Source organism: Stenotrophomonas maltophilia group sp. Smal12, assembly GCF_037079935.1.
GTDB lineage: Bacteria > Pseudomonadota > Gammaproteobacteria > Xanthomonadales > Xanthomonadaceae > Stenotrophomonas > Stenotrophomonas sepilia.
In genome coordinates this window covers 1-17,685 of the sequence record NZ_JBAWUK010000068.1, presented here as the reverse complement: position 1 = coordinate 17,685, position 17,685 = coordinate 1, and the positions used below count along the sequence as shown (strand labels likewise).

Sequence of the window (17,685 nt, the reverse complement as noted above, 5' to 3'; positions counted from 1 at the left end):
GCTCGATCACCTGCTTCACCGCCTCTGCCCGGAACTCATCCGTGTACTGCTTGCTGTTGCCCATAAACACCTCGGTCATTGCCATCAATTATGGCAACCGGATGTCTACGAAAGGCTGGCCGGTCCATACTGCGCCGACGCACCATCGCGCAGCACTTCGATGCGCTTGATCGCACTGGTGGGAATCTGTGCCAGATCAGCGGCCTGCGCACCGCGGTTGCCGAGCAGCGCGCTGCGATGGAAGCGGCGACCGTTGACCAGCACCAGGGTCTGGTCCGGCGACAGGCCACGCAGCGTGGCCGGACGCACGAACACCTGGCCGTCCGCCATCGGCAGGCGCTGCACCACGAACGACGGCACCAGCTGGGCCAGCACGTCCTTCAGGTCGGTGGATTCAACGGACCTGATGTCTTCCTTGGTGAACACGTCCACCGGCGCCAGCGTTTCGAACTGGGTGCGGTTGGACGCGCGGGTACCGGTGACCAGCATCGCATCGAGCTGGGTGGGCACGGCGCGGCTGCCGCCGGCGGCATCGACCGCATCGGCCTCCGCTGCAATCGCGCCTCCTGCGCTGGCCATGCAAAGGGCAAGGAGGATGGAACGCGAAAGCTTCGAACGATGCACGGCAGGGCTCCGGGAGGGCGCGACAGGGCCAGCACCTGTGCGCACACAACAGGCCTGGACAAGGCGCGCAGTCTCGGCGCGATGTGTGAAGGAGGCATGACGTCAGTACGACAGCTTGATGCGCCAACCAAGGTTGGCCCCTGCCAGGACTCATCCGTAGATCCACGCCATGCATGGGTGGCAATGCAGACCCACGCCCCACCCCGCACACAGCGGCTAGCCGTTGGCGTCGTCGCCAAAGCCGAATCGGGCCGGCCGTGCCGTTCGCAGCGGAACGAACATCATGGCGGCGAACACCACCAAGGCGGGGGTGGACATGATCCAGATGCCCCTGTTGCGAATCCCGATCCCCATGAAGTCGACCTGCAGATCGCCGATCCATTGCAGCTGCGTCAGTATCATCACCAGCCCGCCGATAGTCGCGCACGGCAACCCACCGTGACCGGCCCCCAACAACGTCGGTGTCAGAAACCCACCCAGCAACGCGAAGCCGACACGGTACACCCAGGGGTTGCCGCGCCACCGTGGCGCGCCGAACAACATCAGCAGCATCAGCGCCAGGGTCAACAGACTGGGAAGTACCCAGAGGGCAAGCAGCATTTCGATCATCTCGATCATCGGCCGGGCTCCGCTGGCCTGGCATCCCCCGTCGTCGATCGCATCTCCCTGCCCCCCATCACGTCCATGAAGCACGCATTGTTGCCGGTACGCAGGCAGACGCAAAGCCCCGGCAGCGCAAGAACTGCTAAACGCCGCGCCTGCCGATCCGCTACTGTGCCGGCATTGGATGCGGGGAACGGCAGGATGAGCGCGGCAGGCAAGGCGTTGTGGTACATCGAAACCCATGCGGACCAGCCATTGGCGCTGGCCGACATCGCCGCTGCGGCCGGCCTGTCGCCGTTTCATCTGTCACGCCTGTTCCAGGCCCGCACCGGCACCTCGGTGGTGCGCTACCTTCGCGGGCGCCGCCTGACCGCTGCCGCGCAGCGGTTGGCCAACGGCGCGGGCGACATCCTGCAGGTGGCGCTGGGGGCCGGCTACACCACCCATGCTGCCTTCACCCGTGCCTTTAGCGAACAGTTCGGGCAGACACCGGAACGGGTACGCGAACAGGGCACCGATGGGCTGACGCTGGTGCAGGCGATCCGCCTGGACGAGGCCCCGTCAGCCTGCATTGAAGCCCCCCGGCTGCTCGATACGCCCGCGTTCCAGCTGGCAGGCGTCGGCATGCGGCATACCCGCGACAGCAGCGGCGCGATTCCGGGCCAATGGGCCCAGCTCAACCGCGAGTGGCCGACGCCGGCACCGGTCAGCTTCGGCGTGTGCTGCAACAGTGATGACGATGGTGGCTTCGACTACATTGCGGCACTACCGGCAAGCACGGTGCCGAGCGTGCCTGCGCACTGGCGACGCGTGGACATCCCGGCGCGCCGCTACCTGGTGGCTTGGCACGGCGGACACATCTCGGCCATCCGCTCGACCTGGTTCTGGTTGCTGGATCATTATCTCCCTGCGTCCAACCTGAGCCTTGCCGATGCGCCGGACCTGGAGCGCTACGACGCCCGGTTCGACGAGCACAGCGGCAACGGCGGCGTGGAGATCTGGCTGCCGGTGGAAGAACGTCACCACTGACAAGGAGTTGAAGATGCGCATGACCGCTGCTGTGCTGGGAGCGATGCTGATGGCGTTTACAATCACCGGCGCCGCCCGCGAAAGCGGCGTCGCCGGCGAGCGCCACGGCACGACGACGCTGGCCAGCGCCGCCGTGCGCGACGCAGGGCACCGCGACGCGCTGCGCTACACGGTCTGGTATCCGGCACAGGCCGGCAGCCGCGAAAGCGCGCTGACCATCGGTCCACCCGACGCGCCGCTGTTCCACGTCGGCCGGTCGGCCAAGGATGCGCCGGTCGCGGGAGATCGCCTGCCGACCCTGCTGCTCTCGCATGGCAACGGCGGCAGCGCGCGCATGATGGGTTGGCTGGGCACGGCGCTGGCGCGGGCCGGATATCTGGTGATTGCGGTGGATCATCCAGGCAACAACGGCGTTGACACCATGACCCTGCCCGGCAGCCTTCTGACCTGGTTGCGCGCCGATGACCTGCGTGCCGCACTGGCGGCCGTGCAAGCTGATCCGGTGCTGGGCCCGCATGTCGATCCTGAGCGCCTGGGGGTCGCCGGCTTCTCGGCCGGTGGCTACACCGCGCTGCTGGCAGCCGGTGCGCGACCGGACCTGCAGCGATTGCGGGACTTCTGTACCGCACATCCGGATGACGGCGTCTGCCGGCCCCAACAGGAGGCGGCAACGCACACGATGGAGGCGCGCGTTGCCGCTGCGGCGTCGCCCGAGCTATCGCCATGGATGTCCCACGCCAACGACGCACGCGCCATTCCCGGCGTGCGCGCGGTGTTCCTGCTGGCGCCGGCAATCGTGCAGGCCTTTGCGCCCGAGCAGCTCTCCTCGCTGAAACAGCCGGTGTCGGTCGTGCTGGGCCAAGCGGACACGGTCGCGCCACCACAGACCAATGGCGAGGCTGCGCGTGCGGCGATTGCGGGCGCTGCACTGCAGGTGCTGCCCGGTGTCGGCCATTACGATTTCCTCGCCGCATGCACCCCGACCGGACAACAGCGGCTGCAGGACCTGTGCAGCACATCGGTGCCGAAGGCGCAGACCCACGCGCAGGCAGTGGACGCCGCAATACGATTCTTCAACCAGTCACTGCGCTAGTGGCCGCCGGGCAGTCCCCAGCGCTACAGTGAGCGCGTCCATGGAGAATCGGTCATGCGCCTGCTTCACCTCACCCTGCCGGTGTCCGACGTCGCCACCGTCGCCGCGTATTTCCACGATGTGCTGCAGCAGCGCGTGGTCGGCAACCATGTGCACATCGGCTGGAGCACGATCGAACTGCAGGCGGCGGGTGATCACCCCGTCGGTGGCGTGCACCTGGCCTTCAACGTACCGGACAACCGCTTCGGCGAGGCGATGGCCTGGTTGCGCGAACGTACCCCGCTGCAACGTAATCCTGAGGGCCTGGATTACTTCGCGCTGGAGAGCAGCTGGCAGTCGCAGTCGGTGTACTTCACCGGCCCGGACGGCCTGATCCTTGAACTGATCGGCCGCCGTCGCTTGCCGGCCAGCGCGCGCGAAGGCGTGTTCCATGGCAGCGAGCTGACCTGCCTGAGCGAGGTTGGCCTGCCCAGCCACGATGTCGATGCGGTGCGCGAACAGTCCAGCCAGCGCTTCGGCCTGCAGCCGATCAGCCCGCCGTCGCCGCAGTTCGCGCCGATGGGCGACGACGAGGGCCTGCTGATCATCGTCGCCGCCGACCGTCGTTGGTTCCCCGAGCAGAAGGACCTGCCCAGTGCGCAGGGCGTGCAGCTGCAGGTGGGTGATGTGAGCGGCAGCGGCAAACTGCGCGATGCCGCGCTGGGCTGGCGGGTGTGGGCGGCCTGAGCTACCAGCTGCCCGAAGCGCCGCCGCCGCCGCTGCGGCCACCGCCACCGGACCAGCCGCCGGAACTGCTTGAGGACGAACTCGACGACGAGGTGCTGGACGAGGAACGGTAGCCTTGGGACGACCTTCGTCCGCTGCGTGCTTTTTCGCCGGGCAGCAGGGTGAACACCCAGATGAAGTACAGGAACAGCGAGCCTACGCTGGACACGATCGTCGCCAACACGCGTGCGTTCTCATCGTTGGCCCGGTCGATGACCAGCAGCGCGCCCAGCGCATAGCCGCCGGTCAACAGCACCAGCACCACCAGGCGCACGGCGAAGCTGTTGCGGTTCTTCCGCCAGCGCGCGCGGCCGGCCTGCACTAGGAAGAACACCAGCATGGCGGCAATGGCGACCGCCAGGTTCAGCAACGTGTGCAGGGCAAGGCTGGGCGGCAACTGACCACGGACCAGCATCACCACAAAGAATCCGATACTGACGGCCAACATGCCGCACAGCACGATGCGCACACCACGGCTGCGACGCCAGCACCACCCCAGCAGCGCCGCCACCGGTACGGCGGGTAACAGCACGAAGAACAGCGCAGGCAGCACATGCCGCGGCAGCAGCAGCGTCGCCGAAACCAACCCAGCGGCCATCACCGCCGTTACCAGCAACGGCCTGACCCAGGCAGGCAATGTCGGCCGTTTCGGCCTGGGCATTGCCGCATTGGCTGCCAGTGCCTTGCGCCGCCGCTCACGGCGTTTACCGCTGGACTCGGCCTCGGTCCTGGTGGCCAGCAGGCGCGGTGGTGATCGCCACAGACCGGCCAGGAACCCCACCAGCAACGTCAGGGCAACGACCGAATCCCCTGTGCGCCAATCCGCTGGCAACAGGTTGCGTGCGGATGAATCCTCCTGGGCCGGCAGCGGCTCGCCATCGATCAGCGCCACCAGCACCTTGCTGCCATCCAGCATGCCCTGGTCCAGGTCTCCTTCGCGCAGGCGCGGCACGATCGCTTCGTCGATGATGCGCGCGGCATAGGCATCGGGAATGGTGCCTTCCAGGCCATAGCCGGTCTGGATGCGTACGCGCCTGTCCTGCACCGCCACCAGCAGCAACACCCCGTCATCGACACCGGCGCGGCCCAGCTGCCACTGGTCGAAGACACGCTGTGCAAAGGCTTCGATGCCGTCATCGCCAACACTGGGCACCACCAGCACCTGCAGTTGCGCGCCTTTGCGTGCCTGCAGCTGCAATGCCTGCTCGCGCAGCGTTGCGCGGGTGCTGGCGGACAGCGCGTTGGCGGTGTCCACCACCGGGTCGTCCAGTGCCGGAATCGGGACCGCCGCCAGCACTGGCAGTGGCAACAGCCAGAGCAGCAGTGCCAGCCCTCCCCACTGCCATGCGTTGCGCCACCGCAGCACCCGGCTCATGTGGACGCCGTGCCTTGCAATGGCGGTGCTGTGCATCATGCGAAACGGCATCCGTGTATGTCCTTGCCCCATGAACGGAAAAGCCGGCCGGATTACTCCGGCCGGCCTCCTTTACCACACACTTCTTCACACGCAGTGGTTAACGGCCCATGGCCACCCGCTGCTGCTCGTCCTGCACGTGTTGCTGCGAAGGCTCGTGCTTGGCCAGCATTGCAGCGCTGGTCTCCTGCAGGCTCGGTGCCGTCTGGGTCATGTCCACCGCAGTACGGAAGCCGGGAACGGTGCCCACGACGAAGGCCTTGCCATCCTGCACGGTGACGCCCTGCAGCTTTTCCGGCGAATCGATGCCGGCGGCCTTGGCCTGGGCGGTCACATGCGCGCTCATCTCGTTGCAGATCATGCCCGGCATGTGGCCGCGGATCGCATTGTGCAGCGGCGTATCCGGATGCGCCTTGTCGCCCAGTTGCGGCCCCTTCGGCGCCGCCTCGGCATGGCTGCGGCCTTCGGCCAGCTTGCCCAGCGTCGCCGGACCCGCCACGCCATCGGCGGAGAGCCCGTGCTGCTTCTGGTAGGCGATCAGTGCGTCCCTGGTATTGGCACCGAACTTGCCGTCCTCGCTCAGCGGGTTGCCTTGGCCGTCGCGCACGCCCAGGCGGTTGAGTTCCTTCTGCAGCGCAGTCACTTCCTCGCCCTTGGCCCCCTGGCGCAGCACACCGTTGTGGTCGGCGTCATGCGAATGGCCACCCTTGCCGGTTTCCTTCAGCTTGCCGTGGTCCCAGAAGTCCTGCGGGCTGATCAGCTTGCCGTGCGGATCCTTCAACTGGTAATGCACGTGCTGGGCATACTGACCCGCACCGCCCGGGCCACGGCCGCCCATGGTACCGATCGGCTCACCCGCCTTGATCGGCTGGCCTTCCTTCACCTGGGTCGACTGCAGGTGCAGGATCTCGTGCGAGTTGCCCTGTGCATCCCTGATCTTCACCGTACCATAGTCGCCACCGACGAACGTCACCGTTCCGGAGATCGGCGCGTTGACGGTCGGGTGCTGCAGATTACGGCCGTGCTGGCCGCCGACATAGTTGAAGTCGGTGCCACCGTGCGGCTTGTGCGCGCGGTGTTCGCCGAACTCACCGGTAATGTGCGGCTTGACCCCGTTTTGCGGGGGCAGCATCACCTGCATCGTCTGCTCGAAGGTGCGGGTCTGGCCTTCGGCATGCACCGCTGCCGGCTTGGCCTGCGCGTGCGTGGCCGCAGCTACGGCGGGGGCCGCGTGGCTGCCCTGGGACTGGCCGTGGGTCAGTCCCAGGCGCTGCTCCACGAACCGCTCGTACTTGTCCACGTACGGCATCACTTTCTTTTCAGACAGGGCGAGGCCGCCGTAATCACGGGTCGGGCCGTCGTGATGGTACTTGTAGATGTACTCCTCACCCTGGCCGCGCTTGTGCGCCAGCGTGCGGTTATCGATGTAATGGTCAACCAGTGCATCGGACTGTGCGCCGACGTCGAAGCGGTTGCGGTTGTTGAGGTGGTAGTGGTTGCCGGTCTTGTCAATGAACTGGCCCAGGCCCGAGGCCGAGGTGGTGCCAGCGGCGGCATCGGGGTTGAAGCCCGATTCAACGCGGGCGATGGCCAGTACGTGCGCCGTTTCGCGCGGGGTCAGGCCCTTCTCGCGCGCCGACTCGATGATCGTGTCGATCACCCGTGACTGTACTTCCGGGGTCGCATCGCCCCACCGGCGGGAGTTGCCATGCAGGCGGCCGTCGCTCTGGTCGATCGGCTCGCGGTAGTGGCTCCACGGTTTGATGCGGTCACTGCTGTAGGCCGCCCCGCGGGGCTGGACCATGTCCTGGTAGATATCTGCCATGTCTGTGCTATCCATTCTATGAAAAGGGGGATTTCCTTAAGGGGTACTGCTCCTGGTACTTCTGGTACTGCGGTACTGCAGTGCTGCGTTCACAGCGCGCGTGCGACGTCCTGCCGCTGCGCTCAGTCTTCGATGTAGTTCACCTCCGGGTGCCTGATGCCGAGCGAGTCGATCAACTTCTCGTACTCGTCGTTGTTGGGCTCCTGCTCCTCGCCTTCCGCGCCGCGCAGCGGCGGTGTGCTGTGGGTCAACTGGCGGCCACTGGCGTCGTACAGGTAGTACCACTCGCAGAAGCTGCAGCCGAACGGCAGTTCACCGTACTGCACGACGAAGTACGGCGTACCGCTGCGGTCCTGCACGCAGGCCAGGCCAACGGCGGTATAGCCGTCCATCTCCTTGGGCGCAGCAATGGCCTGGCGTGCGCCGTCCTTTTCAATTTCCAGCGTGGTCAGCCGGGAAGCGTCCGTGTCTTGGGTGGGCTGGGCCGCCAGGTGCAGGCGGGTGCCTTGGCAATCGATATGCATGCCGGTCTCGTCGCGCGTAAGAGAGGTGGAATGGTCCGCAACGGCAGCCGCAGGTGCGGCCGGCGTCGCTGCCGGGTCAGTGGAAGCAGGGGCCGCCGGTGCAGCCGCCTCAGGGCCGCTGCAGGCAGCAAGCATCAGGGCCAGTACGGGGGCAACGGGAGACAGACGCATGCGGGGCTCCTTGGGTGAATCACACGACCGCCCGCAGGCGGTTGCTCAGGGGTCAGATCGATTCGTCCTCACGCTTGACCAGTTGCCAGCACGGCTTCTGGGCAAAGGTGTAGATCTGCTGGTCGCTGGTATCGGGAGTGCGCATCTGCACCTGTACCTGGCCATCGGGCAGGCGGGTGACCTGCATCTCGCGGCCCTGGCGCTGCAGCGTGGCCGGGTCCGGCATCACCGGCCATTCGACCTTGGCAAGCGGCACCTTCTCCTCCACCTTGCGTGGCTCCGGCTCGGCTTCGCTGTCGATGTGGCTGTCCAGCAGCGGATCGGCAGTGGACGTTTCCTGCAGCGCGATCTCGTTGCCGAAATGCTTGAGGAAGTCGTCGAAGACCGGATGGGGGCAACTGGCAGACGCGTCTGCCGGGACTGCGGCAACCGGCGTGGCCGGCGCCGTGGCGGCGGCTGTGCTGGTCGGAGCCGGTACGGCGGCGTCAGCGGGGGCTGCCTGGGGCGCAGGCTTGCAGCCGGACAGCGCAAGCCCCAGGGCAAGCGCAAGCAGGGCAACGGGGCGGAGCTGGTTCACGGGATCCTCCTGATTCCGGGCGGTCGCGCGCGGTTCCGGCGCGGTAGGGAGGCAAGGATAGCCATGCCTCGGTCAATTCAGTTTCAACATCCGCTGTCAGGAATATCCCGACATGCTGAATTGAGACTAATATCACACTAATACTGAAATCAACGTCATCGCAGCAGCCGTTAGACTACGCCGCACACGCTTCGACCCTGGCCCCATGCGCGCATTCCTGCTTGCCCTCTCCCTGCTGCTGCCAACGCTGTGGCCTGGTGGTGCGGCCGCGCTGGAGGTCCGGGAAGGCGATCTGCTGTTCGTCACCGCCGGCCATGCCGGCCTGAGCGCGGCCATCGACGATGCCACCGGCAAGCAGGGCGCACCCAGCTTCGATCACGTGGCCCTGGTCGCTGCGGCGCCAGACGGCTGGGAGGTACTGCATGCGGACGAGAAAGGCTCGCGCCGGCAGGCGCTGGATCAGTTCCGCGAGGACGCCCGAGGCAAGCAGCGGCAGATCGTGGTCTATCGCCTGCACGCATCGCAGCAGGCTGCCATCAAGGATGCGATCGCGACCGCACGCACGATGCTGGGCAAACCCTACAACACGTCATACGTGTTGAACGAGGACAGCTACTACTGCTCGGACTTCATCGAGCGCGCGTTCCGTGCGCACCATGTGTTCGCACTGCAGCCGATGAACTTCCGCAACCCGAAGACCGGGCAGATCGCACAGCACTGGGTCGATCTCTACCGCGGCATGGGCATGGAGGTGCCGCAGGATCAGCCGGGCACCAATCCGAACGACATGTCAGCAGCGCCGGTGCTGCAACGCATTGGCGTGCTGGAATAAGCGAAGCCCCGCACGGGGCGGGGCTTCGCGCATCACAGGAAGTGGGTACCGAAGTCACTCCTCCTCGTCCTGCCCACCCTGTTGCTGGTTGCGCTGGTTGCGCTGCTGCTGTTCCTGCTGCTGTTGCTGCTGCTGGTCGCGGCCACGCCCCTGCTGCTGATCCTGCTGGTTCTGCTGGCCCTGCTGCTTCTGGTTCGGGTTCTGGTTCTGCTGTGCCATGTCCGATCTCCAAAGCCACACGCGGAATGCGGTGGACGGGACCATCGTCTGCAGCGAAGAGTTAATCGCGCGTTGGTGGGCGGCTACATTGGTGTGTACGCGCGTGAATGAACGGGCAAAGCCCCTTGCGGCACAAGCCGATGAAGGATTCATATGGGTTCGGCATGTGCTCATGCCGTCAGCCCGACTGCGCGCATTCATGGCGTGCTCTGCTGGAAACACGCGCTGAACGGAGCTGGCGTCCTGCTCGCGCACGGACGCCAGCCCTGCACTCACGGCATCACCGGCGGCACATACGCCAGGGTCATGCCCAGCAGCCACAACAGGCCCAGCACCAGCGGGATGTGCACCAGCAACTGGATGAAGGTGAAGCCCACGATGTCGCGTGCCTTCAGCCCCAGCACGCCCAGCAATGGCAGCATCCAGAACGGGTTGATCAGGTTCGGCAGCGCTTCGGCCGCGTTGTAGACCTGCACTGCCCAGCCCAGGTGCGCCTTCAGCTCGTTGGCGGCCTGCATCACGTACGGCGCCTCGATGATCCACTTGCCGCCACCGGACGGCACGAAGAAGCCCAGCACCGCCGAGTAGATGCCCATCACCAGCGCGAAGCTATCGGTGCTGGCCACGTGCACGAACAGGCTCGACAGCCGGTGCGCCAGGGTCTGCCCGTCACCACCGGCGGCGTGGGTGAGGATCATCGCGATACCGCCGTACAGCGGGAACTGGATCAGCACGCCGGTGGTGCTCGGCACCGCCTTGGCCACAGCGTTGAGGAAGCTGCGCGGGCGCCAGTGCAGCAGCAGGCCCAGCGAAATGAAAAGGAAGTTGTAGGTGTTGAGGTTGGCGATGGCAGTGACCACCGGCTTGTTGGCGAACTCGTTGAACAGCCAGCCGAACGCCAGCAGCGAGAGCAGCACGGTCAGCAGCGGGCTGTATTCCAGCCATTCGCCCGGGCGCGTGCGTCGCTGCAGCGGTTCCGGCTCGGCCTGCGCAGCGCCGGGAAATTCCTCGGCGGTACGCGCACTGCCGGCTGCAGGCGCGGTCAGCCAGGCGATCAGCAGCGAGACAAGGATCAGCACTGCGGTCAGGGCGATCGACTGCCACAGAAAGATGGTTTCGGTGAACGGCAGAACGCCGGTGATCTCCACCAGGCCCGGCGGCATGCTGGCCGGGTTGGCCTGCAACTGTGCGGCCGACGAGCTCAGCCCCATCGCCCACACTGCGCCCAGGCCGAGATAGGCCGACGCACCGGCGGCGCGGTAGTCCATGCGCAGTTCGGTGCGACGGGCCAGCGCGCGGACCAGCAGGCCACCGAACACCAGCGAGAAGCCCCAGCTGAGCAGCGAGGCGAGCATGCTGACCAGGCCCACGTACACCACCGCACCGCGACCGGTGCGCGGCACCCGGGCCAGGAAGTCGATGAAGCGTGCGACCACCGGCGCGGTGGCCACGGCGTAGCCGCCGATGACCACGAAGGCCATCTGCATGGTGAAGGGAATCAGGCTCCAGAAGCCGTCACCGAAGGCGCTGGCGGTGGCCTGCGGGGTCGAACCGAAGCCCATCGCGGCCAGCGCGACAATGACCACGCCCAGCACCGCGAACACGTACGCGTCAGGGAACCACTTTTCCGCCCAGGCCGCCGAGCGCAGCGCTGCGCGCGCCATCCAGCCGTCCTGTACTGCTGCCGTCGAGGCCATCGCCTACCCTCCCAGGTTCGATGGACCGATTCTGGGCGGTGGGGTGCGGGCTGTCAGCCACCTATTGGTCGTAGGTGGCGGAAGGCCCGGCGCTGTGCGCCGCCGCCCGAGCATGGGCTCGGGCGCTACAGAAGCACTGTCAGCTGTAGAGCCGAGCCCACGCTCGGCTGCGCTTCTCAACGCAGCGCCAAGTCCACGGCGATACCGGCAAACAGCGCGGCGCCGACCCAGTTGTTGTGCAGGAACGCCTTGAAACACGGGCCGCGCTCGCGGTTGCGGCAGATCCAGAATTCGTACACCACCAGCGCGGTGGCCACGGCCACGCCGGCCAGGTAGTAGCCACCCAGCCCGCCGCGCACGCCAACCAGCGCCATGGTGGCCAGGAACAGCGCGTACAGCACGCCCTGGATGACCAGATCGAGATCACCGAACAGGATCGCGGTGGAGTGCGAGCCCATCTTCAGGTCGTCCTCGCGGTCGACCATGGCATACCAGGTGTCGTAGGCGGTGGACCACAGGATGTTGCCGGCATACAGCAGCCAGCCCAGCATCGGCACCTCGCCCTGCACGGCGGCGAACGCCATCGGGATGCCCCAGCCGAACGACATGCCCAGGTAGACCTGCGGCAGATGGGTGTAGCGCTTCAGGTACGGATAGCTGGCGGCCAGGAACACGCCGATGAAGCTCAGGCCGATGGTCAGCCCGTTCAGGGTCAGCACCAGGCCGAACGCCACCAGCATCAGCACGGCGAACAACGCCAGCGCGGCACGGCCGCTGATCGCGCCGGTGGCCAGCGGCCGCGCCTTGGTGCGCTCCACATGCGGGTCGAGCCAGCGGTCAGCGTAGTCGTTGATGACGCAACCGGCCGAGCGGGTCAGCCACACGCCGGCGGTGAACACGAACAGCGTCCACAGCGGCGGCAGGCCACCGGCAGCCAGCCATAACGCCCACCACGTGGGCCACAGCAGCAGCAACGTGCCGATCGGGCGATCAGCGCGCATCAGACTCCAGTAATGCCGCCAACGCGGCGTCGCCGGCGACTGCGGCGAAGTGAGGGGGGTATCAGCCATGGCGATAGGATACTCCTGCCCTTCTGGCAGGGCTTTGCCGGTGGGGGGAGATTTGTTCGGCGAAACTGGATAGAATGCCCGTCCCGCACCGCTTCATGGCGGTGCGATGCCCGCCCCGGCACTGGCCGACGGCGCGGCGGTTCTACAACGCGCCCGTAGCTCAGCCGGATAGAGTAGTGGCTTCCGAAGCCATTGGTCGGGGGTTCGAATCCCTCCGGGCGCGCCATGTTCTTTCTATCCCCCCGTTCCGGTCCCTAGGGCCTGCGTCGAGCGTAGCTTCGATTCGGATCCGGCGTGGCGCGGCAGATCCGGCTGCGTGCATGCCTGATCATGCCGGGCAGCCAGCACAGCGCCGATACCAGGGCCCAGATCGCCGTCAGCCAGAACCATCGACCCAGGGTGTAGGCCCAGATCATGGGAAATCCAGCCAGCATGGCGATGAACTGTGTGTACAGCAGATAGAGCGAATGCATGCCCAGGCGTGGGTCCGAGCGCAGCACCACGCCACACCCGCAGCATGCCGTCCTCGCCTGGCGTTTGCCTGCAGAGCGCAGTGGAAACCGTTGCCCGGCAGCGCCGCAGAGCGGACAGCTGAAGGTCATCCATTGCATGCGCAGCCTCCGTTCCTCTTCCTGATGGCTGCCACAGCATACTGCCGATGCAGTAACGCCGGGCATGGCCCGGCGTTGGCTTCAAAGCAGTCGAGCATGGCTCGACTTTACAAGAGCAGATCAGTACTTCCCGTCGAACGCGAAGATCGGCTTGCGCGTCTTCCACGCACCAGCAGTAAAGTCCGGGAACTCCAGCGTCTGGAAACCGTTGGCGATCGACTGCTCGCTCAACGGGGTGATCGCACTCCAGGTCACCGCGTCGTAGATGTCGATCGGCATCGGTGCCTTGGCTTTGAGCGCTTCAACAAATGCATGGATGACGAACCAGTCCATGCCGCCGTGGCCGGCGCTGGCGGCGGTGTCGGCATTCTGCTTCCACAGTGGGTGCTCGTACTCGTCCTGGTACTTCTTGAACTCTTCCCACTGGTGCGGCGGGCTGCGGCCTTCGATGTGGATCGAATGGTTCACGTCCATCCACAGGCCCTTGGTGCCCTGCACACGGAAACCCATTGAATACGGGCGCGGCAGCGAGGTGTCGTGCTGCAGCAGGATGGTCTCGCCGTTCTCGCAGGCCAGCGTGGTGGTGACGATATCGCCGAGCTTGAACTTCACCTGGGTGCTGGGGTGGGTGGTGCCACCACTCTTGGCCACGGTGTATTCGTGCAGGCCGCGTGCCTTGGTCGCGAAGGCGTTGATGTGGGTGAAGCGGTTGCCACGGTTGATGCCGGTGTACATCGCACAGGGGCCGATGCCGTGGCTGGGGTACAGCTCACCATTGCGTTCCACCGAATGCTCGGTGCGCCAGCGAGCTTCGCTCCAGCCCTTCGGACCGAACTCCACGCCGCTGTCGTAGGGCTGGTTGGGGTCGCCGGAATTGAACTTCACGCCGCGCAGGTCGTGCTGGTAGCCGGCCTGCAGATGCACCAGTTCGCCGAACAGGCCCTGGCGCACCATCTGCAGCGCGGCCATCACGTCGCGGCGGTAGCAGACGTTCTCCAGCAGCATGTACGGGGTGCCGGTGCTCAGCTGGGTCTTCAGCACGTCCCAGTGGTCCTGCAGGGTGATGCCGGCCACCACTTCACAGCCCACGGCCACGCCGGCCTGCATCGCGGCAATCGCCATCGGTGCGTGGTACTCCCACGGCGTGGCGATGATCACGCCATCGATGCCCTTCTGTTCCAGCAGGCGCTTCCACGCGTTGGTATCACGATCCTGGCCATAGGTCTTCGGCGCGGGCTTGCCGGCCTTCGCCACCATCTCTGTGGCACGGCCCAGCATGATCGGCTCGATGTCGCACAGGGCAACCACTTCGACGTCGTCGCGACGTACCAGCTCCTTCAGCAGCACCAGCCCACGCATGCCGGTACCGATCATGGCCAGGCGCACTTTGCCCCCCCGTGCCCATGCCGGGGTCTGCGGCAGCAGGCTGCTGGCGGCGACAGCGGCACTGGCCGCGATGAATTCCCTACGCTTCATGGCAAACATCTCTCCTCTTGGCAGCGTGCCGGCCGCAGCCGGCACGCCAGGTCACGCAAACGGAATTACTTGAACCGGTAGCCGATGGTCACACTGTAACCACGGCCGAAGATGGTGGCGTAGTCACTGGAGTCACCCAGGAAGCTGTTCGGATCGTAGAACGGCAGGCGGTTGAACAGGTTCTTGACGGTGAAGCTCAGGTTCCACGCATCGTCCGGGCGCCAGGTGACGCTCATGTTGGCGGTCCACCACGACGGTGCACCATCGCACTTGCTCTTCTGCAGGGCCAGATAGCCGCCGGTGCAGGTTTCCTTGTTGTTGCTCTCTTCGTCGATCTGGTCGGTGGCCCACTTGGTGCCACCCACGTAGTTGACGAACATGCTGGTGGTCACCTGCTTGTAGGTCCAGTCTGCATTGAGCGTGGCACGCAGGCGCGGGTTGTTGTAGTAGCCCACCACGTCGCCGTAGTACCAGCCGTTCTCGGCGTCCATGTAGAAGCGGTTGCGGTTGGCGATGGTGGCGGCCAGGCCGATGTTCAGGTTGCCCCAGTCGCCCAGCGAGAAGCGGCTGCGCGCGTCGATGTCGAAGCCGTCGATCAGGGTCTTGCCGCGGTTCTTGTACTGGCCGACCACGCTGGCCACGTTACCGGCGGAGTAGCCCGGCAGGGTGGCCGGGCAGCTCACGCCGCTGGCCGGATCGGCGCACATTGCCGCCAGCTGCGCCAGGTTGGCGCGGTCGCTGTCGGTGATCGGCGAGCGCGACATCGAGATGATGTCTTCCATGCGGCGATAGTCCGGCGCGACGATTTCGTTGTCACGGTAGATGAACCAGTAGTCGGCCGACACCGACAGCCAGGTTGCCGGCTCGTAGACGAAGCCGAGGGTGGCGATCTTGGCCTTTTCCGGCTTCAGGTCCTTGTTCGGCTGGGTCATGCGCGCTACGGTGCGGCTGCAGTCGACGTTCAGCAGGGTCTTGCCGAGGTCGACGTCACCCGGCCGCTGCGACTTCAGCAGCAGGTTGGCGATGGCGTTGGTCTCGCCGCAGCGCAGTTCGTCACGGAAGCCACCGAGCTGGGCGAACACGCCGCCGTTGCCGGACTCGGCCAGGCTCGGTGCGCGGAAGCCGGTGGAATAGGTGCCGCGCAGCATCAGCTGATCGAACGCCTGGTACTTGAAGCCGATCTTCGGCGCGATGTTGGCGCTGAAGTTCGGGTACTTGTCCACGCGCACCGCCGCATCCAGTTCCAGCTTGTCGGTGATCGGCGCCACGGTCTCGGCGAACAGCGCGTAGGTGTTGCGCTTGCCGTCGAACCACGAGCCGCCCTGCTGGGTGATCAGGCCATTGGCCGCATCGGCATTGCCCGGGGTGTAGAAGGTCTCACGGCTGGCGTTGAAACCGAACGCGGCGCGCATCTCGCCCGCCGGCAGCTGGAACAGCGGTCCTTCGATCTTGCCGTCCAGGGTATGCAGGCGGGTCCACGACTGGATGTCGAAGGTCGGGAACGCTTCACGGATCAACGCGGCGTTGGCTTCGCTGATCTCGCCGAACTTGTACGCCGGGTGGTCGGAGATGATCACCCGACCGGTACCAGGATCGATCGTGTACGGCCCGAACGCCTTCTCGAAGCCCTTGGTGTTGACGTTGATCGTCTGGTAGGTGGTGGAGTGGGTACCGGCGCTGGCGAATGCGGTTTCCCAGTTCCAGTCACCCCGGTTGCCACGCGCACCGGCCAGCACGCGGTAGCTCTTGTCGGTATTGCGCTGGCCGAAGTAGTTCGGGCCGGCATCCTGCAGCAGGTAGTTCAGGCCGACCACGCCGCCCATCATGGCCTTCAACTGCGGGCTGGCGTGGTTGTACTCGTTGTTCGGGCCCAGGAACGGGTACAGGAACTGGTTGACGGTGTTGCCGGTGTTGCGCGAGAACCAGCTGGTCGGGTTGCCGGTCGTGGTGCCATAGGTGCGCGGCGTGCCGCCGTTGGCGCGCAGGTCGATGTCGGTATAGGTCGCCTCGGCGAAGATCTCGGTGTTGTCACCGACCAGGAAGGTGCCGTTGAGGTAGGCGGTGTTGCGCTCGGACTTGGCGCCGGCATCGATCTCGTTGTTCATCCAGGTTTCCCAGACGCAACGCGGGCCGGCCGCTTCACTGGTCAGCACGTTCTTGCAACCCGGCGCGGCTTCCTGCACGCGGCGGCCGGTGACCGGATCGAAGGCGAAGTAGGTGCCCGGGTTGAACTCGCCCGGCTTGCTGCCCACGCCCAGGCGCAGGTTGTTGAGGTAGTTCGGGTTGTTGACGTAGTACTGGTCCGGACGCTTGTCGTAGAAATCGCTCAGCGGAATCGCGTCGCGACGGTACATGTTGACCGCGCCATAGATATTGAAGCGGTTCTCGGCCAGGTCACCGAAGCCGGCGGTGATGCTGGCCTGGCGCTCACCGTAGGAATCGATGCGCGAGGAGGTGTCGTTGGTGAAGCTGATCTCGGCACCCTGGAAGTTGCGCTTGGTGATCACGTTGATCACGCCGGCCACCGCGTCGGTACCGTACACGGCCGACGCGCCGTCGGTCAGCACTTCCATGCGCTCGATGGCCGCCGCCGGGATCGCATCGATGTTGACGAACTGGGTCTGGAAGCCGGCCGGCGCACCGTAGTACGACAGGCGGCGACCGTTCAGCAGCACCAGCGTGCCCTGTGCGCCGAGCCCGCGCAGGTTGGCCTGCGAGGCACCATCGGAACCGGTGAACAGCGAGCGCGCATCCTGCTGCGCAGGGCGTGCGGCCGGCAGGTTGTCGAGCACCTGCAGCAGCGTGCGCGCACCCATGTTCTGGATGTCCTGCTTGCTGATCACCTGCACCGGCGAGGCGGTTTCAACGTCGGTGCGGCGGATGTTGGAGCCGGTGACCTCGATGCGGGCCAGGTCGGTGGCGTTGTCCTTGCTCTCCTGGGCGAAGGCAGGAGCGGCAAGCGAGAACAGCGCGCCGGCAATGGCCAGCGTCAGCGGAGCGATCGGGCGGCAGGGGGGGCGGTGGTGGCGGGCGGGCAACATCGGGGTTCTCTCCTGGCAAGGGTGCGGCGCAACTGAGTGAGCGCGTGGGCGTTCGGCGGGCAAAACGCTCCCGGGCCACGGCCATGAGGGCCGTAGTCGGGATGGGGCGGGGGA

General features: G+C 66.0%; 15 protein-coding genes, 1 tRNA gene and 1 pseudogene. 5 read left to right on the top strand and 12 right to left on the bottom strand.

From position 1 onward, the window contains the following. Positions 1-123: 123 nt before the first annotated feature. Positions 124-624: pseudogene (locus tag WDC87_RS20155) on the bottom strand (TonB-dependent receptor plug domain-containing protein); the annotation flags it as partial. A gap of 216 nt (positions 625-840) precedes the next feature. After that, complete coding sequence (locus WDC87_RS20150) at positions 841-1,242, bottom strand: hypothetical protein (protein ID WP_014648738.1); 402 nt, start codon at positions 1,240-1,242, stop codon at positions 841-843. A gap of 186 nt (positions 1,243-1,428) precedes the next feature. Here WDC87_RS20150 and WDC87_RS20145 point away from each other — a divergent pair, with 186 nt between their 5' ends. Genes WDC87_RS20145 through WDC87_RS20135 form a run of 3 tightly spaced genes read left to right on the top strand, consistent with a single transcriptional unit; the run spans position 1,429 to position 4,075 of the window. Further along, positions 1,429-2,256 carry an AraC family transcriptional regulator gene (locus WDC87_RS20145; RefSeq protein ID WP_072167982.1) on the top strand — a complete coding sequence of 276 codons (828 nt, stop codon included), beginning with the start codon at positions 1,429-1,431 and terminating at the stop codon, positions 2,254-2,256. Between the two features lie 13 nt (positions 2,257-2,269). Beyond that, positions 2,270-3,349: an alpha/beta hydrolase gene (locus WDC87_RS20140; RefSeq protein ID WP_088497385.1), complete on the top strand. Its 1,080-nt coding sequence runs from the start codon at positions 2,270-2,272 to the stop codon at positions 3,347-3,349. Between the two features lie 54 nt (positions 3,350-3,403). Then, positions 3,404-4,075 (top strand): VOC family protein, encoded by a 672-nt coding sequence (locus WDC87_RS20135; RefSeq protein ID WP_252744826.1) that lies wholly within the window; start codon positions 3,404-3,406, stop codon positions 4,073-4,075. A gap of 1 nt (position 4,076) precedes the next feature. On the opposite strand, the gene WDC87_RS20130 is transcribed toward WDC87_RS20135, so the two are convergent. The 4 genes from WDC87_RS20130 to WDC87_RS20115 all read right to left on the bottom strand — a co-directional run bounded on the left by WDC87_RS20130 (position 4,077) and on the right by WDC87_RS20115 (position 8,625). Then, on the bottom strand, positions 4,077-5,489 hold the full coding sequence (locus WDC87_RS20130) for a TPM domain-containing protein (protein ID WP_252744830.1): 1,413 nt from the start codon (positions 5,487-5,489) through the stop codon (positions 4,077-4,079). A 139-nt stretch (positions 5,490-5,628) separates the two neighbouring features. Further along, positions 5,629-7,353, bottom strand: a complete 1,725-nt coding sequence (locus WDC87_RS20125; RefSeq protein WP_252744827.1) for a peptidoglycan-binding protein — start codon at positions 7,351-7,353, stop codon at positions 5,629-5,631. 122 nt (positions 7,354-7,475) lie between these two features. Continuing rightward, on the bottom strand, positions 7,476-8,048 hold the full coding sequence (locus WDC87_RS20120; protein ID WP_252744828.1) for a hypothetical protein: 573 nt from the start codon (positions 8,046-8,048) through the stop codon (positions 7,476-7,478). A gap of 52 nt (positions 8,049-8,100) precedes the next feature. After that, positions 8,101-8,625 carry a hypothetical protein gene (locus tag WDC87_RS20115; protein ID WP_072167986.1) on the bottom strand — a complete coding sequence of 175 codons (525 nt, stop codon included), beginning with the start codon at positions 8,623-8,625 and terminating at the stop codon, positions 8,101-8,103. A gap of 205 nt (positions 8,626-8,830) precedes the next feature. On the opposite strand from WDC87_RS20115, the gene WDC87_RS20110 reads away from it, so the two are divergent. Continuing rightward, positions 8,831-9,457 carry a YiiX/YebB-like N1pC/P60 family cysteine hydrolase gene (locus WDC87_RS20110; protein ID WP_188240535.1) on the top strand — a complete coding sequence of 209 codons (627 nt, stop codon included), beginning with the start codon at positions 8,831-8,833 and terminating at the stop codon, positions 9,455-9,457. 54 nt (positions 9,458-9,511) lie between these two features. Here WDC87_RS20110 and WDC87_RS20105 read toward each other — a convergent pair whose 3' ends face one another. The 3 genes from WDC87_RS20105 to ubiA form a co-directional block, all read right to left on the bottom strand. Next, a complete protein-coding gene (locus tag WDC87_RS20105) occupies positions 9,512-9,676 on the bottom strand; it encodes a hypothetical protein (RefSeq protein WP_005414774.1) in 165 nt (54 codons plus the stop codon). Positions 9,677-9,948: 272 nt separating this feature from the next. Beyond that, positions 9,949-11,373 (bottom strand): TIGR00366 family protein, encoded by a 1,425-nt coding sequence (locus WDC87_RS20100; protein WP_170944951.1) that lies wholly within the window; start codon positions 11,371-11,373, stop codon positions 9,949-9,951. A 176-nt stretch (positions 11,374-11,549) separates the two neighbouring features. Beyond that, a complete protein-coding gene (gene ubiA, locus WDC87_RS20095; RefSeq protein ID WP_005411493.1) occupies positions 11,550-12,443 on the bottom strand; it encodes a 4-hydroxybenzoate octaprenyltransferase in 894 nt (297 codons plus the stop codon). A 149-nt stretch (positions 12,444-12,592) separates the two neighbouring features. Here ubiA and WDC87_RS20090 point away from each other — a divergent pair. Continuing rightward, positions 12,593-12,669 (top strand) — tRNA-Arg (locus WDC87_RS20090). A gap of 28 nt (positions 12,670-12,697) precedes the next feature. Here the strand turns inward: WDC87_RS20090 and WDC87_RS20085 are convergent. The 3 genes from WDC87_RS20085 to WDC87_RS20075 all read right to left on the bottom strand — a co-directional run bounded on the left by WDC87_RS20085 (position 12,698) and on the right by WDC87_RS20075 (position 17,571). Beyond that, on the bottom strand, positions 12,698-13,054 hold the full coding sequence (locus WDC87_RS20085) for a hypothetical protein (RefSeq protein WP_151354887.1): 357 nt from the start codon (positions 13,052-13,054) through the stop codon (positions 12,698-12,700). 120 nt (positions 13,055-13,174) lie between these two features. Further along, complete coding sequence (locus WDC87_RS20080; RefSeq protein ID WP_072168069.1) at positions 13,175-14,530, bottom strand: Gfo/Idh/MocA family oxidoreductase; 1,356 nt, start codon at positions 14,528-14,530, stop codon at positions 13,175-13,177. A 65-nt stretch (positions 14,531-14,595) separates the two neighbouring features. Beyond that, positions 14,596-17,571 carry a TonB-dependent receptor gene (locus tag WDC87_RS20075; protein WP_334271124.1) on the bottom strand — a complete coding sequence of 992 codons (2,976 nt, stop codon included), beginning with the start codon at positions 17,569-17,571 and terminating at the stop codon, positions 14,596-14,598. Positions 17,572-17,685 lie beyond the last annotated feature (114 nt).